At 31.4% G+C, this 25306-nt stretch carries 18 protein-coding genes, 2 tRNA genes and 3 pseudogenes; 13 read left to right on the top strand and 10 right to left on the bottom strand.

The genetic code is table 11. The annotated features are described in order from the left end of the window. The first annotated feature begins 3 nt into the window (after window positions 1-3). Window positions 4-1494 (top strand): M48 family metalloprotease, encoded by a 1491-nt coding sequence (locus tag VBY68_RS07085; RefSeq protein ID WP_415269318.1) that lies wholly within the window; start codon window positions 4-6, stop codon window positions 1492-1494. A gap of 42 nt (window positions 1495-1536) precedes the next feature. On the opposite strand, the gene VBY68_RS07080 is transcribed toward VBY68_RS07085, so the two are convergent. From VBY68_RS07080 to VBY68_RS07065, 4 genes are all read right to left on the bottom strand, one after another. After that, complete coding sequence (locus tag VBY68_RS07080; protein ID WP_415269317.1) at window positions 1537-1920, bottom strand: DUF423 domain-containing protein; 384 nt, start codon at window positions 1918-1920, stop codon at window positions 1537-1539. A 13-nt stretch (window positions 1921-1933) separates the two neighbouring features. Continuing rightward, complete coding sequence (locus VBY68_RS07075; RefSeq protein WP_415269316.1) at window positions 1934-5572, bottom strand: ShlB/FhaC/HecB family hemolysin secretion/activation protein; 3639 nt, start codon at window positions 5570-5572, stop codon at window positions 1934-1936. 66 nt (window positions 5573-5638) lie between these two features. After that, window positions 5639-6223 (bottom strand): nucleotidyltransferase family protein, encoded by a 585-nt coding sequence (locus VBY68_RS07070; RefSeq protein WP_124589479.1) that lies wholly within the window; start codon window positions 6221-6223, stop codon window positions 5639-5641. Between the two features lie 4 nt (window positions 6224-6227). Further along, a complete protein-coding gene (locus VBY68_RS07065; protein WP_415269315.1) occupies window positions 6228-7247 on the bottom strand; it encodes an XdhC family protein in 1020 nt (339 codons plus the stop codon). A 97-nt stretch (window positions 7248-7344) separates the two neighbouring features. Here VBY68_RS07065 and VBY68_RS07060 point away from each other — a divergent pair, with 97 nt between their 5' ends. Beyond that, window positions 7345-8574: a Pycsar system effector family protein gene (locus VBY68_RS07060; protein WP_124589474.1), complete on the top strand. Its 1230-nt coding sequence runs from the start codon at window positions 7345-7347 to the stop codon at window positions 8572-8574. A 3-nt stretch (window positions 8575-8577) separates the two neighbouring features. Here VBY68_RS07060 and VBY68_RS07055 read toward each other — a convergent pair whose 3' ends face one another. From VBY68_RS07055 to der, 4 genes are all read right to left on the bottom strand, one after another. After that, complete coding sequence (locus tag VBY68_RS07055) at window positions 8578-10962, bottom strand: GAF domain-containing protein (RefSeq protein WP_415269314.1); 2385 nt, start codon at window positions 10960-10962, stop codon at window positions 8578-8580. 304 nt (window positions 10963-11266) lie between these two features. Continuing rightward, window positions 11267-11455, bottom strand: coding sequence for a hypothetical protein (locus VBY68_RS07050; protein WP_415269313.1), 189 nt, complete (start codon window positions 11453-11455; stop codon window positions 11267-11269). 131 nt (window positions 11456-11586) lie between these two features. Then, window positions 11587-14361 carry an outer membrane beta-barrel protein gene (locus tag VBY68_RS07045; RefSeq protein WP_415269312.1) on the bottom strand — a complete coding sequence of 925 codons (2775 nt, stop codon included), beginning with the start codon at window positions 14359-14361 and terminating at the stop codon, window positions 11587-11589. Window positions 14362-14439: 78 nt separating this feature from the next. Then, window positions 14440-15747: a ribosome biogenesis GTPase Der gene (gene der / locus VBY68_RS07040; RefSeq protein ID WP_124589466.1), complete on the bottom strand. Its 1308-nt coding sequence runs from the start codon at window positions 15745-15747 to the stop codon at window positions 14440-14442. A gap of 104 nt (window positions 15748-15851) precedes the next feature. On the opposite strand from der, the gene VBY68_RS07035 reads away from it, so the two are divergent. Continuing rightward, window positions 15852-16364 carry an ABC transporter ATP-binding protein gene (locus tag VBY68_RS07035; protein ID WP_099215793.1) on the top strand — a complete coding sequence of 171 codons (513 nt, stop codon included), beginning with the start codon at window positions 15852-15854 and terminating at the stop codon, window positions 16362-16364. On the opposite strand, the pseudogene era reads toward VBY68_RS07035, so the two are convergent. Beyond that, window positions 16361-17251, bottom strand: a pseudogene (gene era, locus VBY68_RS07030) (GTPase Era); the annotation flags it as partial. The gene VBY68_RS07035 and the pseudogene era overlap by 4 nt on opposite strands. A gap of 130 nt (window positions 17252-17381) precedes the next feature. On the opposite strand from era, the gene VBY68_RS07025 reads away from it, so the two are divergent. The 8 genes from VBY68_RS07025 (at window position 17382) to VBY68_RS06990 (ending at window position 22640) form a co-directional block, all read left to right on the top strand. Then, window positions 17382-17454 (top strand) — tRNA-Met (locus VBY68_RS07025). 262 nt (window positions 17455-17716) lie between these two features. Then, a tRNA-Met gene (locus tag VBY68_RS07020) sits at window positions 17717-17789 on the top strand. A gap of 109 nt (window positions 17790-17898) precedes the next feature. Continuing rightward, on the top strand, window positions 17899-19212 hold the full coding sequence (locus VBY68_RS07015) for a tyrosine-type recombinase/integrase (protein ID WP_244174704.1): 1314 nt from the start codon (window positions 17899-17901) through the stop codon (window positions 19210-19212). Between the two features lie 138 nt (window positions 19213-19350). Further along, window positions 19351-19536: a hypothetical protein gene (locus tag VBY68_RS07010; protein ID WP_121146204.1), complete on the top strand. Its 186-nt coding sequence runs from the start codon at window positions 19351-19353 to the stop codon at window positions 19534-19536. Between the two features lie 112 nt (window positions 19537-19648). Beyond that, complete coding sequence (locus VBY68_RS07005) at window positions 19649-20056, top strand: hypothetical protein (protein ID WP_121146203.1); 408 nt, start codon at window positions 19649-19651, stop codon at window positions 20054-20056. 410 nt (window positions 20057-20466) lie between these two features. Continuing rightward, window positions 20467-21378 (top strand): IS1595 family transposase, encoded by a 912-nt coding sequence (locus tag VBY68_RS07000; protein WP_164506662.1) that lies wholly within the window; start codon window positions 20467-20469, stop codon window positions 21376-21378. 30 nt (window positions 21379-21408) lie between these two features. Then, window positions 21409-21615 (top strand): hypothetical protein, encoded by a 207-nt coding sequence (locus VBY68_RS06995; RefSeq protein WP_121146201.1) that lies wholly within the window; start codon window positions 21409-21411, stop codon window positions 21613-21615. A gap of 593 nt (window positions 21616-22208) precedes the next feature. Beyond that, window positions 22209-22640, top strand: a complete 432-nt coding sequence (locus VBY68_RS06990) for a hypothetical protein (protein WP_121146200.1) — start codon at window positions 22209-22211, stop codon at window positions 22638-22640. 102 nt (window positions 22641-22742) lie between these two features. Here VBY68_RS06990 and VBY68_RS06985 read toward each other — a convergent pair. Continuing rightward, window positions 22743-23229 (bottom strand): annotated as a pseudogene (locus VBY68_RS06985) (integrase core domain-containing protein); the annotation flags it as partial. Window positions 23230-23317: 88 nt separating this feature from the next. Between VBY68_RS06985 and VBY68_RS06980 the strand changes: the two are divergent. After that, window positions 23318-23515 (top strand): annotated as a pseudogene (locus VBY68_RS06980) (transposase); the annotation flags it as partial. Between the two features lie 399 nt (window positions 23516-23914). After that, the coding region (locus VBY68_RS06975; protein ID WP_415269311.1) for a choice-of-anchor L domain-containing protein at window positions 23915-25306 on the top strand (1392 nt) is incomplete at its 3' end.

Below are 25306 nucleotides of genomic sequence, written 5' to 3'. Positions count from 1 at the left end.
AGTATGTACCAATCTACCACATTATCAGAATTAGAAAAAGAGCATCAAGAAGCGTTAACTCAAGCGCAAAATAAAATGATGGAAGATTTGAATCTTGCTCAACAAAATGGTGACAACGATTTAATCCATCAAGCAAGTGTTCATTTTCAAAATATAGCAAAAGAATTAGCAGAACAATACACAAAACGTATTGAAGAAATTAACGAGTTAAATCTTAAAAATGTTACTGAAAACATTCAAGAGGTATATGATAATTCTAGAGCAGAAATTGATTTAAATGCTTTGGTTTATGACGGTGATCGAGATTATGTTTTAAAGTTTCAAGAAGATGAGTTGATTCAAAAAACCTTAGAAAGAATAAAAGAAAACAACCCAGTTTTCAAGTCGAGAAGACACCTGTTAAAGTCAAGTTTACGATTAACAAAAATGTTAGCTCCTGTACTTCATGAAATTGGGAATCATTGTAAAGAGGTATTGAAACTAAAAGCAGATATTGAGTTTTTCGTGTATCAAGAAGATAAATTCAACGCTTCATGTTATCCACCAGATGAAGATAAATTATACATCATTTTAACTTCAGGAATTTTAGAGCGTTTTACAAAAGACGAATTAGCTTTTGTTATTGGACATGAAATTGGGCATGTATTATTCGAGCACTTTAATTATCCAGTAAAACATATTTTAGACGAAGGAGCAAACGACTTGGCGCCAATTCATGCCATGAAGTTATATGCATGGAATCGTAACGCTGAAATTAGTGCCGATAGAGCAGGTTTATTATGTTGTAAGAGTTTTGAAGCAGCTGCAAGAACATTCTTTAAGCTATCATCGGGAGTAACTTCTAATTCTTTAGATTTTAAATTGAACGAATACATTAATCAATTTTCAGATTTAGAAGAAGTTTTAAATGACGACACGCACGATCCTTCAGATTGGTACAGTAGTCACCCATTCAGTCCACTTCGTATTAAAGCATTAGAGTTGTTTAATAAGAGTAAGACATATGAGTTATTTAATCCAGCAATTAATGGAGAAATAACAGAGGAGGCAATGGAGTTAGAAATACAGCGAATTATGTCGTTGATGGAGCCAGAAGATTTAGGAAAAGAAACTGAACACTCAGAAAAAATTCAACGCTTTATGTTCTTAGGAGGTTATATGATTTCAAAGGCAGATGGTGTTGTGGATGATTCTGAAATACAAGCATTGAGTAGTGTTGTGTCACCATCGGTTTTTGCTCAATGTATGTTAACCATTAAAGGGTTAACAGAGCAAGATATTATTGATGAGATTATGGCGCTAGCCAAAGAGTTAGATATTGTAATTTCTGTAATGCAAAAACTAAATATTCTAAGAGATTTATCTATTATTTCTTATGCTGATGGAAGTATAGATGCTTCTGAAGTTGATGTGCTCTACAACTTAGCAAGACAATTATATATAAAAACTGAATTTATTGATAGAATCATCAGCGACGCTCAGGGTGTTGACTAATAATATGATTTTTGTTTATCCATGTTAGCTAAACCATACACATTAAACGTGTATGGTTTGGCTTATGTTATATATTAAAAGTGCCCACCCAACAATTAGTAGCAAACCTCCTAAAGGAGTAATAGGACCTAAAAACTTCATTTTTTTACCTTTTGCATCTGATAATACCAAGCCATAAATACTAAAGGAAAAAAGTATAATTCCAACTACAAAAGCGTAATATATTGCCGAACTAGGAGCGTCAAAATAACCTCCAACAAATAATAAAACCAATGCGTGGTACATTTGATATTTTACACCTGTTTCAAATGATTTTAATTGCTCTTCATTTAAAACTTTTTTTAAAGCATGTGCTCCAAAAGCACCAAATATTACAGCGAACATACCAAATAAAGCGCCTGTAATTAATACAATTTGTTGTGTCATATTTTTTTAAGAATTAAAAAGAAAAACCAATACTTAAAGCTACTCTGTCTTCTTGTGAGTTTCCTTTAAAGTATGAAATATTAGCTGTGAACAAGTCGATTCCGCTTAACCATAAAGAACCACCATAACTGGTATGCCATTTCTTTGAATTTGGAGAATACGGAGACCATACACGACCATAATCAAATCCGCCAGTAATACCAATTTTCATAGGAATAATTCCTGTACGAATGCGTCCGAAACGCAAACGTAAATCGTTACTGTGATAAAAACTTTGTGTACCTGAAAAACGTTCTCTATTAAATCCACGTAAACTACGTTCACCACCTAAAGTAGCCGCTTGGTAAACTTCAAAACGATTTCCTACATTGATTTGAGTCCCTACTTCAGAAGCAAAAACTAATGAACGGTTGAATACTAGGTTTTGATACATAGCCAAAGAACTCTTAATGTAACCAAAACGTCTGTCGAAATCTTCTAAGTTGGCTTTAGCTCCAACGGCTAAATCGAAGTTCATGCCTTTGGTAGGAAAACTACTATTATCTACTCGGTTGTGATTAAAGTTTAATTCACCTCCCCAAAAATAATTAGTATCAAAAATAGCTGTAGGCTGGTTATCAAAATTATTGATAAATCGATTAGGAGTGTCTTCAACTTCAATCGACTCAATAATTCCTGAAATTTTAAAAATGCTTCCACCTCGTAATCTTTTTAATAACGAAGGAGAAAAACTAAGTTCTTCTTTTTTAACACGGTAGTAATCTAAATTAAAAGTTTGATCATAAACACTTTCGTTACCCCACCCAAAGAAATTAAAAGAATAATTATCACTAGTAGCTTTAGCACGTAAATGCAAGCTCCAGTTACCAATTAGTTCAGTGAATTCACCATTGTACTCTAAATCGTATCCACCAGTAGCAGAGTAATAGTTTGCTGCTAAAGTATGTTGGTTTGCAAAAGGACGTTTTTTGAATCCTTGTTGTGTATATGTTACCGAAGCACCAAAAAAGAAACCATCGTCTGGGTTGCTTCCTAAGCTAGGAAAAACAATAGTTGTATTGTTATTGATGTCGTGTGCGTCGTAGGTGTTTTTTAAATAACTATCCGAACGTAAATCCACAGTTTCAGAACTTGGATTTATCGTATTTTTCTTTGATTTAAAATCATAGATTTTAGTTTTCTTTCCCCAACCTGCAACAGATGATTTATCGGTATACACATCGTGATTTTGACCACCTATAATTCGCAATAAAATTCCATCATGTACATCACCAGAAATTAAAAACTCATCATCTCCATTTAAACCATAAATCTGTATTTCTTTAGTTTCTTTTGTTTTGAAAACACGGTTGTAGATCTCATTTTCTTTTCTAAAAACAACAACACTAGTTTCCTCATCATTTAAACGTTTGATGATAAATTTATCATCTTTATCAGTACCAACTACATGTACGATTTTATTTAGTTTGGTGTAGTAACGTTTAGCAATTTCTTTTAATTTATCTCTTCTAGCCTTAATTTTAGCAATGGTTTCTTTTCCATCAATATCGTAAATAGCCTTTGGTAATTGTTGAATTGATTTTTCAATTACTTCATCGGTTAAATATTGTTGAATATATTCAGCTTGTTTATTCCAATCATCAAGTGTTAATTGATTTAAAAAGGCAGCATCAAAGAAGCGAGCATAGTTATTGTACCATTTCATGTTTTTGATATCGTTATCAAAAGTTTGCATGTTCTTTACTAAGGGCGCAAATTGCTGAAATAGAGGAATCATAACTCCATCAAACTTAGAAAAAGGTTGGTCTCTATCTCTAGGAATTGGACGGTAATATTTTTTACCCTCTTCAGTTTTAAAAGAAGCCCAACGCCATTGGTCTTCATGCCTATCCCAATCACCAATTACCATATCAAACAAACGCGAACGAATTACCCATTCTTGGTCAATTGAATGTTTACCGTTTTTCCTGATTTTTTCTAACACATCAAATGTGCTAATTATATCATCTGAATTTCCGAAGTTGTCTAATTCACTACGGTCTCCAGCAGGTCGTTCTTCTAATAGGTATAACTGCCCTCCAAAGATGTCGTTATGTTTTCCTAAAGCAGGTTGTTTAGGCATGTAATATAGCTTTGGATTGGTATGATAAATATTTACAGCGTTTGCCATATCAGGAAGTACAAAAGCAGCATATGGGTGAGACATTGTAAAAATATCTTGAACCACATCAACTAAAAACGTCCCTTTTAAAATACCTCCCATAATACGACTTCCGTCTTTTACCATTGAGCGTAATACGTACTGTTTTCCTTCAGGGTTTTCTAATCGTAACGAATTTGTTTGATTACCACCTCCTCGTCGAATAGGAGTTAAGCCTCCAAAAACATTTTCTAATTCTAATACAGGAACTTTTACTGTTTTTCCGTATTTGTCTCTATTTAAATCTCCCCACATAAATTTATGAAAACCACTAACATCAGTAGCTTCAGGAGGATAAATTGAGGTTTCTATAAACTTCTTGTGCTCTTCGTATTCAGGAAAGTTTGAATAGTTTTTTGTTTGTTTTGGTTTTACAATTTCTTTACTAAATAAGAGTTTATGTCCGTCTTTGGTATTGGCAGCGTAGTATTCAATAACAGCTGAACCGTCTTTGTAATAATTCAATCTAGCATACCCGTGATTACCGTAAGTAAATTGTGCGCCATAACCAACTAAAGCTGCCGATTGTTTTGAACCAGAACCACTAATTACTTGTTTAAATCCGTCTTGTTCTATGTATTGTAAGTTGTGGTCATGACCAGAAACAAATACAACATTGTCTGTAAAATCATCAGAGACTGCTTGTATTTGATTAATAAAATCACTGTAGTTTTTATTGAAAATATCAGTTTGAATACCTGCATGAGAGCGTAGTGCATTTTTCAATGTACCTAAAATTGGTGCTGGTTTCATGTGGTCTTTTACTGAAAAGCTTCCACCATGAGGGCCATTACTATATAAAGGATGATGCACTGCGACTACAACATTTTTATACCTGTTTTTTTTGAACAAACTAGATAGCTCTTGAATAAAACGTTCACGAGTTTTAATATCGCAATTATCGTTCATTTTAGGCTCTTTATCCCAGTTCATAATAAACCAACGGCTATCAATAAGAATTAAAGTTAGGTCTTCATTAATCTTTACTTTATCTAGTCCGCAACCACCCTCAGGTAAAAAAGAATTTTTACCTAACGCTTTCTCTACCGTTTTTTCTTGACGCTTTAAGCCATCAACACCATTGTACCAGTCATGGTTTCCAGGAATAAAAATTGTTTTTCCTTTAAAGTCTTGCAAAGCATCAATTTGCGTTTGTAAACGATGTTCAGCTAAGGCTCTATCTTTATGGTTTTTGTTTGGTATTCCGTATGGATATATATTGTCTCCTAAAAATATGGTGGTAGCATTTTTAGTTGCTTTAGCTAACTTTTCTTGAAAATATTTTAGAGTAGGGGTAGTCTGTCCCATTTCGGCATTACCAGCATCTCCAATTAAATAAAAGGAGTGTACCAATTCTTTATTTGTTTGAATTGTTCTTGGAGAAGTTTTATCTGCGTACTTAGCTTTATAAGATGCACAACCACTAACTATAACAGCTATAGTTAGATACATGCAAAACTTGGTTAAGTTCATGTTTTGTTTTTTGGTTATGTAAAAATAAGGCTTTTTGAGCTAAAATTATTGCTTTAGTAAATGCTGATAGTCTTCAGGAGTATCAATGTCTAGTAAGTTTTGATGGGAGTTAATTTTAAGAACATTACTGTTATGTTGTAATAGGAAATTCTTAGCTCCTTTATCGCCTTTTAGATTTAACAAATCATTAAAATATTTTTTCGGAAACATAGCAGGAACTCCAACACTACCTTGGTAGTTAGAGGCAATTATTTTAGAAGGGTTCTTTTTTGAAGCTTCAATCAACGAGTTCAAGTACTCAGAAGTAACATGAGGTTGATCTGCTAGCATTATTAAGGCATTGTCAAAGTTATGTTTTTGTAAGAAATCAATTCCTGTTACGATGCTAGTACTTAATCCGCTTTCATAATTAGGGTTATAAATGATTTTAATGGTATTTGAAGCAAGTTTTTTTTCAATAGTATCCTTATTAGCTCCTAATACGCAAAATACATTTTTAACTATTGATTTTAGAGCTTGTTCAATTATCCATTCTAGTAACGTTGTGTTTTTATAAGGAAGCAATTGTTTCATTTTTCCCATTCGGGAAGCGCTTCCAGCAGCTAATATGAGAATTGCTGTTTTTTGCATCGCATTAGTTATGGATTCGTCCAGTAATCTTTTTTAGAGAAAATACTTCTTTGTTACGAATTACAGATAATATTTCTGCTAAGATTGATAACGCAATTTCTTCAGGAGTTTCAGCTCCAATGTTTAAACCAGCTGGTGTATGAATTTTTTCTAAAAAATCATCAGTAATATCGGGTGAAAATTCAAATAGTTCGTTAAACAGTTTTTCACGTCGCTTAGCAGCACCTAAAATACCTATGTAAACAGGGTTTTGTTCTTGTAATTTAATTAACCAACGCAAATCGTATGTAAAATTATGATTCATAATAACAACTGCAGTATTGTTATTTACATGAGAAAGCTGAATTACTTCTGGAGTTTGAGCAACTACCGATTTAGCACCTGGAAAATCAGCTAACTCTTTTGGATCTTTTATAGAGGTAACTACATCAACTTCCCAACCTAACTGAGTTGCTTGCATACATAGTTTTACAGCATCATGTTCTCCACCAATAATAAGCAGGCGAAATAGTGGTTGTAAGGTTTGTTTAAAAGTAGTTAAATGGTCTGTTTTTTCAGAATAAAAATCTTTGTTGAAAGAAAATCTTTGTTGGTTGTTAAATTGAATTATAGAACCGAAATTCCCGTATGCTTCATCTTCTTTTATAAAGAAAGATGTAATGTTATACGACTCTCTTTGAATATTATTTTCTGAGAAAGCTTCAATAAATTTAGTTGAAAGATTAAAAGGTTCTAAAAGAACATATAATATTCCTTCACAACCTAAACGATAACGACCATCATAGGTTATTATTTTAGGTTTGTTGTTTTCAAAAACCGATTGAGCTCTACGTTGTACTTCTTTTTCAACACAACCTCCACTAATAGCTCCAATTATTTTTCCGTCAGAAGAAAGTAACATTCTAACTCCTGGTTTTCTATAAGAAGAGCCGTCTAAATCTACAACAGTTGCTAAAACATTTTGTATGCCTTGTTGTTGATTTATAGTGGATTGTCTTATAATTTCTTTAAGTTCGTGTGTCATTTTGTGTAAAAAAACTCTTTTAAAAATACACTTTTTTATCACTTTATTAAAAATTAATACTGGTTAATAATTTATTATTTTAGCAAAAACCTTTTTCATGAATAGTTTGATACAAGAAACAGAGCAGTTTGTAATTGATTTACTAAGTGAGAAATTAGATAAAAACTTTGTATATCATAATATAGCTCATACTCAACGAGTGGTAGAAAAATCACTTGAGTTAATAGAAGGGGAGAGCTTTTCAGAAGAACAGCAACAGATTTTAACTTTAGCAGCATGGTTTCATGATGTTGGATATACAGTTAATCCTGAAAACCATGAAGAGGAGAGCATAAAAATAGCTACTGATTTCTTAAAAACTAAAGAGGTTGAAGAAGGTATTATTGACGAAGTATCTAAATTGATAGCTTCAACAAAAATGGGCGCTAAGCCTGTAACTAAATTAGAAAAAGTGTTAAGAGATGCTGATTGTTCTCATGTTGGAAGTAAAAATTATACCGATTTTAACGAGTTATTGCGAAAGGAGAGAGAATTAGTATGTGAGAAAAAGATAAAAACTGTTGAGTGGGATGATTCTAATCTTGATTTTTTAACAAAGCATCGTTTTTATACTAGTAAGGCTTCTAAATTATGGGAAAAGCAGAAGAGTAAAAATATAGCTCAGCTTTTAAAGAGAAAACAAAAAGAAGTACAAGAAGCGGCTAAGCTAAAACAGAAAAAAGAAGAATTAGCGTACAAAAAAAATAAGATTGAATTACCAGAGAGAGGAATTGAAACTATGTTTCGTGTAGCGCTTCGTAATCATATTACGTTAAGTGATATTGCAGACACAAAGGCAAATATTTTACTATCTGTAAATGCGATTATAATTTCGATGACATTGTCAACGTTAATTCCAAAGTTAGATAACCCGTCAAATCATTATTTAATAACACCTACCATAATTTTTGTGTTTTTCACAGTAATATCAATAGTGTTATCAGTTTTGGCAACGAGACCCAATGTTACCGAAGGGAAGTTTACCAAAGAAGATGTGGCAAATAAAAAAGTAAACTTATTATTTTTTGGAAATTTTCATCAAATGCAGTTGCCAGATTTTGATTGGGCAATGAGTGAAATGATGAAAGACCGTGATTACCTCTATGGTTCTCTTACAAAAGATTTATATTTCTTAGGGTTAGTTTTAAATAGAAAATATAAGTTACTACGAATTACATATACCGTTTTTATGATTGGTATTTTAGTAAGTGTAGTAGCCTTTGCAATTGCATTTTATATGCAAGAACAAGCGTCAAAAGTAGGAGAGGCGGTTTCTGTGTTATTATAATAACTATTTAAACTCTTGGATAAGCTCGTCAATAGTCATTGTTTTTTGAGTTTCAAAGTTTTTGTTGTAGATAACCTCTGCACGTAATGCTTTTAATCCTGAAACGCCTTGTAAATCTTCAATGTCTAACTTTTCTACATTACCCAATAGGTTTTTAGATTGTAAGTATTTGATGTATTTATAATACTCTTCAGCATCTTTTTCTTGAGAGTATACAATTGCTATTTTACCAGGAACGGTTAGTCGTTCTTCGGTTCCCTTAATGTGAGCTTTGTCAATACGTTTTTTAATTATTTCGTAACGAATATTGTATGCACCATCAACATCAAACTGTTTTTCATCCATTCTAAACTTTATTGCTAATGGATTACTATGTACTAAAATTAACGAAGCTACTCTAAGTTTATGCTCCATTTTTTCAGCAGCTTTTAAGGCTACATTCTCCATTTCACACATTACTTGTAATTGCCATAACCTAAGGTTATATAGATATAAGTCGTCATATTTTTTCTCTTTTGTTAATGACTGACCTATATACATGTTATACTCAACACCATCGGTTTTATAACGTTCAAAATAATGAGGAAACATTTGTTGTGCTTCTTCCTGTCTGGCATCAATAAAAGAAGCCAATTTATCATTTAGTAAAGTAACGCTATCTTCATAAGCTTTACGTTTTTCGTATACTACTTGTAAGTTAGGGTCTAAACGATTTATGTATGACTCTACCAAGGAGCTTAAATCGTTATTAACCATTTTTATATGATTAAAAACAGGGTAAATTTCACGTTTTAAGAAGTCTAAAATAGCTATTTCATCACCAGCTTTTAATCCTTTTTTTACTTCTGATAAATATTCTTCAACTCTAAATCGTAATTCTTTATAAATAGGGAGGCTTTCAAATTTACAAGCCTCTAATAATACGGAAATAGCTAAAGAGAGTTGAGTGGTTAAATCTTCTTTAATAGCTGTGTTTCTAGCAATGGAAGAACCTTTTATATCTGATTGACCATACAAAGGGTGTACATCTGGAAAAATAATATCCTCAATTTTAACCTTTTCTTTAGCTTCATATGATTCTCTATGGAATCTTTCAGCTGCTTCGTAAAAACGCCACTTTACTGTTGGGTGTATTGAGGTATAGTTTTCTTGAATCGTAGCTTCCAATATGTTTTGGTGTTCTTCAGAAAAGCGATCAACAGCAATTTTAAATAATGGAATTAAATCTTGTAATTTATTTTGGTTGATCGAGTTTAATTCAAAAGGTCTTGGTGAAGCAAACTCAATAATAGCTAGGCTATTTTTAGTGGATGCTTGTATTGGAACCAAAATAATACTACCAATGTTTTTCTCTTTTAAACGTTGATAAAAACTCTTGTTGTCAGTTTGTTTACCATACTTTTCTACATCAGAAATAGCAAGGGTTTCGTTGTTTATAAAAAGTTTTTCTAAAATATAATTACAAAAAATGCAATCACAAGAAACGTCTTTCTCATAACTTAAAACAAGACTTTCTTCTTTGTTTATATGAGATGAATTAAAGTTGTTTGAGTCCGTTTCAAAAATAGAAAACCCTAAGGATAAATCATTTATTCCAAAGAATCTTCGAAATATCCCTTGTAATGTACTAACTAAATCATCATCTTTTTTTATAAGACTAGTTCTTATTTCTGAAATAATTTCATCGGTTGTAACATCAAATAGATTCATTATTCCAAATCCCTTAAAAATATACGATTCAGGAGGGAATTTTTCTTTCCAAACATCGATATCATCAAAATTGTCGAGTAAAAATTTAATGTCTTCTTCAGTTATTTTTGGAGCGTTTTCGGTTGGTAAAATCTCCATGAAGTCAGCATTAAACGCTGCACGGTAATTTTTTATAGTATTGGTTGTTTTATCAGGAATATCAAAATAAAAAGGACGTTTTATATCAATAGAGTAGTTGTACACTTCAGTTAATATGATGCTACAAGCATACTTGTACATTAAATCACTTTCAAAATGACGAACTCTTAACTCGTAGTCGTCTCCAGCATTTTGTAAAATTTTTTCAAACCGATTAGTGAATTTAAAAGATGTAAAAGTAAACGGAATACTTACTGCTTTAATTTCATTCTCTAATAATAATTCAGGAAATAAAGGTTCAAGTAACAATTCAATAGTGTCTTGATATTTTTCTAATATAGATTCATCAGAAAAACCATGAATCAATTCAGGAGCTTTTTTTGCTTCTCGAACTATATTTGTAGAAGACTCATGATATGGGTGCCTTTCATGTTCTTTAGCTGCATATTTTTGAAATAAAGCAACAATCTTTTCAAAACTTATTTTCAGTTTAAAAGGGAGCTCTATATTCTGAATGTCTTTTGTTCGTCTTATGTTCATAGAATGAAAAAAATGAATCTATACAAATTTACAAAATTGTAGACATGTAGTCGTTTTTATTGCTGTTTCCTTTCAAAAAATAGTAGTTCTTATAAAGTTTAGAAAGCTCTTTAAATAGTTTTTATAATGCCAAATAAGTAAATATAGATTTCCTAAAACCATAGTTGAGGTTATTACAGTTGCTCCTTGTATGTTTAAGGATATAGAAATTAGAAAAATGTTTATAACTACTGGTATCCTCAAAAGACTGGGCATAATTGTAAAGTGGTTAAAAAAACACCAATTAAGATTTGAAAGTAACCTATTAATTCCAATAAAAACCTGTATTATATATTGCATTGAAGTATGTTTGAAAGGGACTGTCAATAGGTAATGTAGTGAATTTAATACTAGGGAGTTTTCTAATTTCTGATAGTATAAATACTATACCTAAACCAATTCTGGCACACCAGTACAAAAAGGTAAAGCTCTTTTTTTTTCCAATTGTTTCCATAAAAAATTGGTTTAAAATAGAAACGATTGAACGTACTAATTTACGGCTGTCTTAATCTGTTAAGATGAAGAAAATAAAACTCTTACCATTTTTTTTGATAAGAGTCTTATATAACTTTTTTGAGGGGAGATTTAAAAATGAAAATCGTAATTTTTTATTTTACCTTTTTTACCTAAGCTATTAAATTTCCAACTAAAGCCTAACATAAAATATTGCTGTAGGACAGTGCTTTCAGAGTCTTCTATATAGTTTGAAGTAGCTCTTCGTTGAGCATTGGTGTTTTGATTCAATAAATCATAAGCTTTTAAGCTAATAGTACCTTGATCTTTTAAGATAGAGTAGGCTAGGGTGGCATTCCAAAACCAAGCAGATTTATTAAATCCAATTACGTTAGGGTTGTATGTGTAACGAATATCATTTCTCCATTCTAATTTTTTAGGAACAGTAGTTTTTGTTCTTATATTAACAGAATGTCTAGTAAAATTTTGATTTTGGACTGTGTTTATATCGTACTTAGTATTTGAAAAGGAAATATTATAGTTTCCTTCAATAGAAGCGATCTTATTCCAATCTAAAGTAGCTCTAAAAACAGGACTTATTGAAGTTGTTTTAGCTCCCTCCTTGATATCATTTAAAATGTTGAAATTTTTACTAGCTCTAATATTTGTACCAGCCCTAAGTTGAAGGCTTACAATAGAATCTAATTTTATTTTTTTACTGTAGCTACCACCTCCCCAAAAATCATAACCACCATCTGTATTTTCATAAGTAGTGTTTCTTACTAAATCATCATCAATAGAAGTATTAGTTATTACTTGGTTTTGATAAAGAGTACCACTTAAATAAAACCAAAAACCAGTACGAGCTTGCCAGTTAAATTTGTTAAAGTTGATAAATGCTCTGTGATTTTGAGTAGGTTTTAGGTTTGGATTACCCGTAATAATGTTAGATGGGTTGGTTACATCAGAAAAAGGTTGTATTTGATTAATGTTAGGAGCATTGTTATTTAAACGATAATCAAAATAAATAGAAGCTTTAGAGTCAAATCTATATCTAAAACTTGCGTCTAAATCCAGATTATTAAATTCTTTTTTTAAACTTAATTCAGGGCGTAATTTATCATTGTTTTCTAATGTTCTGTTTACAAAACCAGTACCTAAATTTAAACGCCATTTTTTAGTTCTGTATACCAGTTCTAATGATGGTGTTTTAGTAATGTCATTATAGGTAAAGTCAGAACTCAAACTTGTATTAAAGTCACTGTACTGTTGTGTTGTTGAATTGAAGTCAAAGGTGTTTTCCTTATTTTCTCGCTCATCACGTTGATAACTATATTTAGTATCTAAAAAGAATTTTTTAGCAATCAAAGGAAAACGGTAGGTTAAGTTTGTGGTGAGTCCTATCAAGTTGTTTTCAATAGTACTTTTTTGGTCTCTATTTTCGATATCGGGATCGCTACCAAAAGTTTCAATAGTAGACTTGTTAATTTCTTCGGTATCTGCTTTATCGATACGATTAGTTATTGAGGCTTTAATAAAAGAACCTTTTGCCCCTAATTTTTTAGTAATATCTAATCTGTTTTGAAAATTGTTTGCTTCTGATTTAGAGTAAGCAGAGCTCACGTAGCTATTAGTAAGTGTATTGTCTTTATCTAAGGATTCTTCTTGTCTAAGACTACTACCTTCTCTTTTATTAAATACAAAAGTAGGTTTAATGTTGATTAAAAATGTAGAATCAATCTCAATGTCAAAATCAGTATCGAAGCTATGATTGTGGTTTTCATCATCAGAAGTAGTTGTGGAATTAGAAAAATACTTCCTGTCTGGAAGCGTGTATTCTCTATTGCTTTTTGATTCATTGTTAGAAGTACTTCCAGAGTAAAAATAGTTAGTATTTACATCTAAACCTTTCCCAAACTCATCTGCATAGGTCGCTCCAGCGGTTTTTGATTTTATAATACCGCTACCACCACCAAAACGTCTTCCGTTAATACTAAAGCCACCGTTTCCACCTATCCAAATATTACCGCCTCCTCCAAACATTTTTTGAATTTCACCAAAACTAAAACCTGGAGAATTAATGTTATTTGTACTGGCTAATACGCTAAATCGTTGGTTGTTGTCAAAACGATTCACCATTGCAGCTCCTTCAAAACGTTTGTCGGTTCCAGCACCTCCAGAAACTCTACCAAACCAACCTTTATTATTTTCTTTTTTAATGGTAAGGTTAATGGTTTTATTATTAGCATCTCCTTTTTCACCAGTAAAAGCTTCTGATTTAGATTTAGTATCGGTTATCTGAACTTTTTCAATAATATCTTTTGTTAAGTTTTTAGTGGTAATACTAGGGTCATTTCCAAAGAAAGGCTTACCGTTAACCAAAATTTTATTGACTTCTTTTCCGTTTACAGTAATTTTTCCACCTTCATCCACTTCAACACCTGGAAGTTTCTTTAAAAGATCTTCAACGTTAGCATCTTTTTTAGTTTTAAAAGATTTTACATTAAACTCTAAAGTATCTTTTTTTACTGTAATTGGTGCTCTTGATTGTATAACTACCTCGCTAAGTAAGTTACTTTCTTCCTTTAAAAAAATTGTACCTAAATTGAGGTTAGAGGTTTTGTCTAGCTCTATTGATTTAGAGTAACTATCCATACCAACATAAGAAATAAAGAGTTTTACATCTTTACTAAAAGACTTTCCTTCTAAAGAAAACATTCCTTTGTCGTTTGAAATGGTGTAGGTAACAATAGAACTGTCTCTAGCTTTCTCTACATGAACTGTAGCAGCCTCTATAGCGGTTTTGTCTTTTTCAGAGTTAATTGTACCAGTTATTTTGAACGGATAGGATTGAGCAAAAATTGAACTGGTAAGAAATAGGGTAAAAATAAAAAGTAGTTTTTTCATTGTTTATAGCAATATGATTTTCAAAGAGCTACAAATAAAAAGAAAAAACTACTTTTTAATAGTTAAATATTGTTAAACTTATTTCTGCCTGAAATAAATACTAATTGGCACTCCATTAAAGTTATAATGCTCACGTAATTGATTTTCAATATAGCGCTTATAAGGCTCTCTAATATATTGAGGTAAATTAGCAAAGAAAGCAAATTGAGGTGTATGCGTTGGTAACTGCATACAGTACTTAATTTTTATGAATTTACCTTTTGTTGCTGGAGGTGGATTATGTTCCATGATCTCTAACATCGTTTCGTTTAACTTACTTGTTTGAATACGACGTTTTCTGTTTTCAAAAACTTCAACAGCAGTTTCAATAGCTTTAAAAATACGTTGTTTTGTTAATGCTGAAATAAATACGATAGGAACATCTGTAAATGGGGCAATTGCCTGACGAACTTTGGCTTCAAAATCACGCATAGTGTTGGTTTCTTTTTCAACCAAATCCCATTTATTTACTAAAATGACAACTCCTTTTCGGTTTTTTTCGGCCAACCAAAATATTTTTTCGTCTTGTCCTTCAAAACCACGAGTTGCATCAATAACTAATACTGCAACATCACAATGTTCAACTGCACGTACAGCACGCATTACTGAGTAAAACTCTAAATCTTCTTTTACTTTAGATTTTTTTCTAATTCCAGCTGTATCAACTAAATTAAATTCGAACCCAAAACGATTGTATTTTGTATCGATAGAATCTCGTGTCGTTCCAGCAATATTGGTTACAATATTTCTGTCTTCGCCAATTAAAGCATTGATAAATGATGATTTTCCTGCATTAGGACGCCCAACAACAGCAAAACGAGGTAATTCATCTTCTGTTTCTTCATCTTCATCTGGTGTAGGAATTTCTTTAGCAATTGCATCTAGTAATTCACCTGTTCCACTTCCATTAATAGAAGATATAGTATAGTAATCTCCTAAACCTAGGTTGTAAAATTCTACAGCGTCAGCATCACGCATCGCATTATCAACTTTGTTAACTGCCATAAATAGCGGTTTCTCAACTTGACGTAAAATTTTAGCAACTTCAGCATCCATAGGTGTAATACCTTGCTCAACATCAACTACAAATACAATAATATCAGCTTCATCAATAGCTAACTGAACTTGTTTACGTATTTCTCCTTCAAAAATATCATCAGAACCAACGATATAACCACCAGTATCAATAACAGAAAATTCTTTTCCGTTCCATTCAGATTTTCCATAGTGACGATCTCTTGTAACTCCGCTAACAGAATCAACAATAGCTTCACGACGCTTTACTAGTCGGTTAAATAAAGTGGATTTACCTACATTTGGTCTTCCTACAATCGCAATAATACTCATTTTGCAAAAAATTTGTGCAAAGATACAATTTAGTATATGATTTGTAATGATTTTTAGATAGTATATAGTTTTTGCTATATTGTTGGCTCCTAATCTTTTATTTAATGGATGATAAATTATATAATCAGATTTTTTTAAAACCTCGTTTTCAATTAGAATATGAGATAAGTTCTCAGGTTTTATTAGAAGAAATAAAGAAGCACTTAAACGATGTTTCTAAGTATAAAATGAAGGTTGTAGATAATCACGTAGTGATTGATGTGCCAGAAAAAGAATCACATTTATGGTCACCACAGCTACACATTGAAATAGAAGAAGTTTCAGAGACTTCGTCAAACATAAAAGGATTGTTTGGTCCAAAACCACAAGTTTGGACTTTTTTTATGTTTTTGCACTTTTTGGTAGGAACGGCTTTTGTGATTTTTGCGATCATAGCATATAGCAATTGGTCGTTAAAAAAAATCACCATGTTGCCTATAGTAATGTTGGTTGTTTTACCCATTGTTTGGGTTGCACTGTACTTAGTAGGTAGCTTAGGAAAATCAACAGGAAAAAAACAAATGGATGAACTGAAAGAGTATACCAAACAGTTATTACAAACAATTAAAAAAAGTTAATCTTTATATCCAAAGCGTTTTAATTGACGTTCATTAGAGCGCCAGTTTTTATTGATTTTTACATATAAGTCTAAAAATACTTTTTTGTCAAAAAATTGTTGAAGATCTTTACGAGCCTCAGTTCCAACACGTTTAATAGCGCTTCCTTTATGACCAATGATAATTCCTTTTTGTGTTTCACGTTCTACCATTATAACAGAGCGGATTTTTATAATATTATCTTCTTCAACAAAACTTTCAGTTTCAACTTCTACAGAATAAGGAATCTCTTTTTTATAGTGTTGAAGAATTTTTTCACGAATTTTTTCATTCACAAAAAAACGTTCAGGTTTATCAGTTAACTGATCCTTTGGATAAAAAGGAGGAGAGTCTGGTAAAAGCTCAATAATTTTATAGAAAACGGTATCTACATTAAAGTTTTCAAGAGCAGAAATTACATATACAAATGAGTTTGGAACTTTCTTTTTCCAATATTCAATTTTGGCTTCAACTTCTTCTTGAGTCGATTTGTCAACTTTGTTTAATAATAAAATAACAGGAATTTTACTGTGGATGATTTTATTGAAAAAAGCTTCATTTTTTAAGGCAGTTTCACCAACCTCTACCATGTAAATAAGTACATCAGCATCATCAAAAGCAGATTTTACAAAATCCATCATAGATTCTTGCAACTCATAAGCAGGTTTAATGATTCCAGGTGTGTCAGAAAAAATAATTTGATAATCGTCTCCATTTACAATACCTAAAATACGATGTCTAGTAGTTTGCGCTTTTGAGGTAATAATAGATAGCTTTTCACCAACTAGTGCATTCATTAAGGTAGATTTCCCAACATTTGGGTTTCCAATAATATTTACAAATCCTGCTTTATGTGTCATACTGCAAAGATAGGTTGTTTTATGTAAGAAGTATTTATTTTTATATACTTGTTATTTAGGGGAATATATTTATATGAAAAATAAATACTTTTTTATTTGGGTAGAACCAGAAAAAGAATGTATATTTGCAACCGCAAATCGCGGGATAGAGCAGTAGGTAGCTCGTCGGGCTCATAACCCGAAGGTCACTGGTTCGAGTCCAGTTCCCGCTACTAAGCAAAGGCTTTCAATTTAATTGAAAGCCTTTTTTTGTATTTAGAAATATTAAAATCATCTCTATTTTTCTATTAGGATATGTTCTACTAAATTGTATTGATGTTTTCTTCTATTATTTTAGGGTTGTATTTCTTGAGCAATGTTGATATTTCTGTTTAGTTTGTTAGGGGGTAGTTCTATTTTTAGAATCAAAATAAGGATTATTAACTTTTTATTTGGATAGAACAAAGAAAAAGACGTATCTTTGCAATCGCAAATCGCGGGATAGAGCAGTAGGTAGCTCGTCGGGCTCATAACCCGAAGGTCGCAGGTTCGAGTCCTGCTCCCGCTACAGAGCTAAAGAATTGAAAACTAACGGATTGTTTACGACAATCCGTTTTTTTATGTCTTTAACTTTGTTACTTTTACGTGCCGTAAACACTACCGTAAACACTTTTGAGATGAAATTGAACTTTACAGAACCTAAAATTTACACTGGTGGCGTGCTGATTTCAGAGTGGTCGAAATTGACGAAATCTGAACAAAAAACAGCATTAAGTAGAGATTGGTTTATATATTATTCTTACAGAAATCCCGAAACTTTAAAATTAAAACGTCAACCTTACATCAAAGCAGGCGTAAACAAATTAAAGACAAAAAGGGAACGTATAGCTTTTTTAAAAACAATGAAAGAAGCCTTGTTGAAATTACTTCAAGCAGGCTTTAATCCTTATCAAGATAATTCGGAATTAGAAGCCCAATTGTTTAGTGATGCTAACGAGAATACTATTTCTGATGTTACTATTGTCGACGCAAAAATAGCGCAAGAAAAAACGCAAAAAGCGCAAATTAATTCAGAAACAATAGCAGAGTTTGAAGAAATCTCTATTGTTAAAGCTTTTGAACTCGGGTTACGTTTAAAAGAAAAATTGATGAACAAAAATTCTTATACGAAATATAAGAGTCGAATTCATCGTTTTTCAAAATGGTTAAATACAAAAGGGTATGAAAAACAGTCTATCAACTCTTTAAATAAAAAACTGATTATTGAATATCTAAATGAAGTTTTGCAAAACTCAAGTGCAAGAAATAGAAATAACACAAGAACAGACATCAGTTCGTTATTTCAAATTTTAGAAGACAACGAACTCATTACAGAAAATTACGTTAAGAAGATAAATGTTCTTAAATCAATTCCAAAAAGAAACAAAACCTATACACCTCAACTTCAAAAAGATATTTATGAGTATTTAGAAGACAACGATAAACACTTACTATTATTTATTCAATTTATATCGTACAACTTTTTACGTCCAATTGAAGTGTGTAGATTGAAGGTTGAAGATATTGATGTCAAGGACAAAAAGCTATATGTAAAAGCAAAGAACAGTCCTGTAAAAATTAAAATTATCCCTGATATATTACTAAAACAACTTCCAGACCTTACGCAAAAAAGCGCAAAATCATTTTTATTTACACAAAACGCAATGGGAGGAGCGTGGGATATTGAAGAAAGTAACAAACGAGATTACTTTACCAAACGTTTTAAGAAAATCAAAGATTATTTTAAATTAGGAAATGAATATGGTTTGTACAGTTTTCGACATACTTTTATTACTAAATTATATAGAGAACTACGAAAAACAAACTCTCCTTTTGAAACAAAAAGCAAACTGATGCTGATTACAGGACATACTACCATTACAGCCTTAGATAAATATCTAAGAGATATAGATGCAGAATTGCCACAAGATTATTCTTCATTGATAAAATAGGTCTTAGAAACTTGGCAAATCGTTGCAAAAAGTAGCAAAACCTTGCAAATCTTCTTGAGTCCTTGCAAAACGTGACAGGGTTATATTAGAAGCTATTACTATTGTGCTTTAATTCAGTTTTAAAGCAAAAAAGTAATATTGAACGCACAAGTAGTATATCAAGTGGCTAAAGCACTTCCAAGGGAAGAGCAAAAAGCATTGTTTGAATTACTACAAAAAGAATTTAGCATCAACACACTTCAAATTAAAAAGGTAAAGAAACCTGTTTTAACCAAAGAAGATGCTATTCAATACTTACTAAAGAATGTTTTTAATAAGAAGTAAAAACTAAATTAAAGACTTATTGAGAGATTGGTCTTTTTTTTTGTCTATTTCACAAAACGTTAAATTTTATTCAATTTAACGTTTTATAGCCTCAAAAAGTATAAAATAAACTATGAAGATAAATTGTAAGCATTGTAAAGAAGCTTTTATTAGAAAACGAAGAAATCAACAGTATTGTAGCGCAAGTTGTAGGACCATGGCATGTTATAAAAGAAATCGGTACGAATATGTTTCAGGTAGCTATAAAAAGAATACTGATAAATTAGGTATTATAAAACCCCAAACAACAACTCAACTGGTACCCAAAGAACTAGATTCTAAACTCAACACCCTATTAAAAAAAGAAGAAAAAGTATTTGATACTAAGAGTATGACGAATACGGTTGTTAGTAATTTACTATCAGATACTGCTGTGTATGGAATGAAGAAAATACTCAATCCAAAATCGTTACCTGCTACAAAAGGAGATGTTGAAATGATGTTAATTCAAATTCAAGAACTACAACAATTGTTAAGGTGATTATATAGTTTAAAAACCTTGTTTTAAAAATTCAAAGTTTATTAACTTAAATATTCTTTAATAGAACCATCTGAATAAGTTTCTATTACAAGATTAAAAATATTGCCTTTGATTATTTCACGATTCACTAAATATATTTTCATAGGTATTTTAGTTTTTAATTAAAGGTTTTTTTAGAGGGAGCGGCAACTCCCTCTTTTTTATGCAATTTAAACAATTTTTTAATTCAAAGTTTATTAAATTAGATTGACTGTTAAAGTCAATTGGAATCAAGTAGTGATTCACTTGATTTCTTTAAGCTAGGAGCTGGATAATATCCAGCTCCGTTTTATTCTAATGAATTTTTCTTATCTTTTGAATAGCTTAAAGAATCAAAAATCATGAAAACATTATTAAAATTCCGCAACATTGTGGAGCTTATAGAAGCGTTCCCTACAGATGAAAAATGCAGGGAATATTTAGTTAACCTAAGGTGGGGTGAAAAATCAGTTTGCCCTCATTGCAACCATTCCGATAAAATTTACAATCTGAAAACAAGTAATAAATACAAGTGTTCTTCTTGCAAAAAACAATTTACTGTAACCACTGGTACTATATTTCATCAAACCCACGTAAGTTTAGTTAAATGGTTTGTAGCTTTTTATTTATTTTCTTCACATAAGAAAGGGTTATCTTCCATCCAGCTTTCTAAAGATATTGGAGTAACGCAGAAGACAGCATGGTTTATGTTGCACAGAATTAGATACGCTATGAAAGACAAAAGTTTTAAGCTTTTCGGACAAGTAGAAGTTGATGAAACATATGTAGGCGGTAAAAACAAGAATAGACACTTCAATAAGAAAGTTAGAAATGCTCAAGGGCGTTCAACGAAAGATAAATCTGCCATTTTTGGATTTGTAGAACGTGGTGGTAGAGTAAGAACTATCCATATTAAAAGGTTATCTGGAAAAGGAATGAGAGCTTTACTTAGACATTTTGTCGAAGATACAAGTGTGATTTATTCAGATGAGTTTAGAGTATATAGAGGTTTAAAAGATTCTTTTGAAGACCATTTTGTAGTAAATCATTCTGCTAATGAATATGTTTCAGACCACAAGCATACTAATACTATTGAGGGTTTTTGGAGCCAATTAAAAAGAGGAATATTTGGAGTGTATCACAATACTAGTAAACATTTACTTTATAGATATTGTCAAGAATTTGAGTTTAGATGGAATACAAGACAATTAAGTGAAACTGAAAGATTCTCAAAAGCCATATCCCAAGGTCTTGATGGTAGAATGACTTATGCAATGGCTATAGACAGAAGCAGGAGATGGTAGATTCAGTTATAGTGAAAGAAAACTATAATTATGGCTTTACCACATATTGAAAGAAGAAACGCTATCATTAAGGAACGAATTGAAAATATAAAGAAAGGAATTCCAATACCTTTAGAAAATATTGATTTACATCAAACCAGTAAGGTCAAGAGAGGAGCTTCGGTTGAAGGTCATAGAATACCTAAGCAAAAGAAAGTCCCAAATGCTAAAAATGGGAAACCACCTAAATCAACATAAATAACAGTTATAATAAGAAAAAGGGCTGTCTAAATGGAGACAACCCTTTTAATACAGTAGAGAGTATAATGCTCTTAATTTACCTCAGTGTAGCTAATGAGACTACCTTTGGTATTTACAATTCTTTTATTTACAGTTTAGAGTATCTATTTGCTCTTAATTTACCTAAGTATAACTAATGAGATTAACTTCGGTATTTACAGTTTGTGTTCTTTTCTTAATTTCCTTTCATTAAGAAAATGTTTTTTAAACCACATTCCCTTAGTGACTAAGCTTTTTTAACCATTCCCATGGGCTAAAAAGCTCATTGCTAATATACAAAATGTTCTGAAATAATACATATATTTACAACAGAAAATATTACATATAGCGTAGTTATATTCTTTAGATTCTGAAAACGACCAATTATTCAAGAAACTATCCAAAGAATAGAACAGTCTCTGTGTACCACATATTGGCGTGGTTACTCAGTTACTTTCTAGGATAGTTGGGTGCTTGGTCGTACCTCAGAAGAATGGAATGTTAGCTTTGTTCCACGCTTCTTTTTTACAACTAAAGTTATTAGGAACAGATAACTTCTAATAACTTTAAAAATGAAAAAAGGATTGATAATTTTTGTTCTTATTTGCTCAACCGTAGCATTATCTCAAAACAAAAAAGATGAATTTGGAGATTGGAAATATGAATATGCAGAATATCAAACAAACACCTTTGTAAACTACAAAAACATCAATTGGATAACCAAGCAAAAAGCTAAAGATTGTTTTTTACAAGTTGTAGAGTATAGAAGAACTGGAGAGAATTTAATTGTTTTTGGTTTAGAGGGTGGAAAAATCAAGTATTATTATACAATATTAAGTTTTAAGGAACTGGAAGAGGATAAGGGTTCTTATGTTGCTGAACTTAGAAGTAAAGGAGGAAGAACATTTAGCTATTGGACATTAGTTATAACAGAAGGAGAAAAAGCGGTAATGGTTAGGAATAATGGAAAAGAAAGAAGAGTTTTGTATACAAAGAAACCTTGAGTTAAATCCCAAGGTTTTTAAACTATATAATCACCATTGTTAATTGAAATCAAGTTTAAGAATAAGTATAGGATATTGTAAGCTTCCTCTAATTAGAACTGCTTATTTTTCTAAAATTTCTATAAAGCTATTGTTTTTCATTCTTTTGGAGCTAGCCCCAAAAGAATTAAGTTTTGCAAATCTTACAGGTGGCATTTTACCTAAAGCATCATGCGGTCTGTAATTGTTATAATCTTCTATCCATATTTATGTTTGTTCTCTTACTTGTTCTAGGTTTTCAAAAATATATTTATCAAGTACGCCTCTTAGATAACTACCGTTGAACCTTTTATAAATGCATTTTGAGTAGGTTTTCCTAGCTGTATGTACTTGAATTCTATAGTATGTATCTTGCTCCAGTTTTCGGTTATTTTGGGAATAAACTCTGGGGCATTATCCATTTTTATTTTTTTAGGCTTCCCTTTTTTATTAATAAGGTGATTAAGCACCCATACAATACGATTGCTGGGTAAAAAAAATGTATCTCTATATGTAATACCTCTCTGTTAAAATCATCAATTATGTTAAAAGCTCTAAAGCGTGTTTTGGAGCTACTACATTTACCCGGACAGGTTTTTAAGACTGTTTAATCAAAAATAAATATCTTAAATAATGAACGAATTTAAAGTACTGAATTTAAATCTGAAGCAGTCCGATTAAATTATCAGCGAGAAAATATTAAAGAATTAGCAGATGAGCTAGGAATTCAGGTGCAACGTATTTATAAATGGAGGGCTGGTCAAAAATCAAACCCAGTTTCAAAGGTTAGTACAAAGCCATTACCAGACTCATTGGAAGTAAAACAATTACGCAAAGAACTTAAAGAAAAGAACTAGAGCTTGAGATATTAAAAAAAGCTGTTCCCATCGCTCTTGGAAAAGATGTGAACGGCTTTTTTTAATATTGGAATATGTGTTTTTTTTGAGATAGGCAAAAAATAAAGAAGATTTTTTAGTAATGTGTTGTTTTTGATGGTTTTGTTTTCTATTTTAGATTTGTAAACACAGTGAAAAAATATGGGGGACGTTTTATATTATGCAAAATTATGGTATTCGTAGTGATATAAGGATACCATTTTTTGTTAGAGATACATAAGAATTTAAATATTTATAGATATAAGATTAATTTATAAATATTAAGATAATCTTATGGTTAAGAAATTATGTTCTGTGACTTATTTTTTAATTTTGTGTCTACAAAATTAAAAAAGATCAATTAACTATAAAGTGTAATGTATGAATAAAAAGTACTTTTTTAAAAAACAAATAAGATGTCTGTTGTTTTTTATTTTAATCTTCTTTTACAAAGAAAATTCTTTTTCTCAAGCGACAGTGACAAGTAATCCTACAGCAAATGATATTGCTGCTCAATTACAAACAGCAGGTATAATAATAAGTAATCCTACTATAACTTCTGGTATTTCAAGTCAGTTAGGTGTTTTTTCAAATGGTACTGCAGGAGCAGCTTTGGAATTAGATACTGGAGTAGCATTTACAACTTCGACTATTACAAATGCTTTTTCTACTAACAATTTGACAGCTAACTCTGATAATTTAGGAATATCTTATAATGATATTGATGTAATTAATATTGATAATACTGCTAATAATGACGTTGTAATATTTGAGTTTGATTTTGTTGCACAACCAAATTATTCTGGAGTGTTGGTTGAATATCAATTTGGCTCAGATGAATATCCTGATTATGTAGGTTCTAGGTTTAATGATGTGTTTGGTTTTTTTGTTTCAGATCCTTCAGGTTCGGATCCATCAATACCTAATGGAGTGGATTTGAATAGTAATGGGCTTTATGATGGTTTAGAGGAACCTTCCCTAAATTTAGCTTTAGTTCCTGGTACTACTAATTCTGTGTCAATAAATAACATCAATGGAGGTTTTAGAGGATGTAACCAAGATGGAACCGCTGCTGATTTAACACAAACAGCATTATATATTAATAATGGGCATACAGGTGATGGAAGTACTTGTAGTACCAATACAGGAACTAAGCCTATTCATGTTGAGTTTAACGGTATAACACAAAAGTTTTCTGCGGTGATTAATTTGATTGTAGGAGTTACTTATCACATGAAAATAGCTATTGCTGACGTTGGTGATGCTACTTATGATTCTGGGGTTTTTATCTCTAGTGTTGGAGGATTACCTATAATAACAACAAGTAACGATTCTGGTTCTACTACTACCTTGGGAGGAGTTGCAGTAACTAATGTTTTGTTAAATGATACAGTTGGAGGGGTGGTAAATCCTTCAGTTAGTAATGTAGAATTAGCTCAGATTAGCTCTACTAACGCAGGTGTTTCTCTTAATACAGCTACTGGGGAGGTAATCGTAGCTCCTGGAACTCCTGTAGGGGATTATACTTTAGTTTATAATGTTTGTAAACCTTCACCTACTAACTGTAGTTCTTCTTCAGTATTGGTTTCAGTTTTACCGGTTATAGATGCGGTAACAGAGACTACTACACCAGTGAATGGATTACCAGGAGGAACAACTTCTGCATTAACAGCGAATGATACATTAAATGGGTCACCAGTAACAGTAGGTACAAACCCAGGAGATGTAACAGTAACACCAGTAACAGTTCCAACAGGATTGACATTAAATTCG

This window comes from Tenacibaculum ascidiaceicola (assembly GCF_047470925.1).
Taxonomy (GTDB): domain Bacteria; phylum Bacteroidota; class Bacteroidia; order Flavobacteriales; family Flavobacteriaceae; genus Polaribacter; species Polaribacter discolor.
The sequence above is the reverse complement of the archived record's forward strand: the minus strand, read 5'-3'. Positions and strand labels throughout refer to the sequence as shown.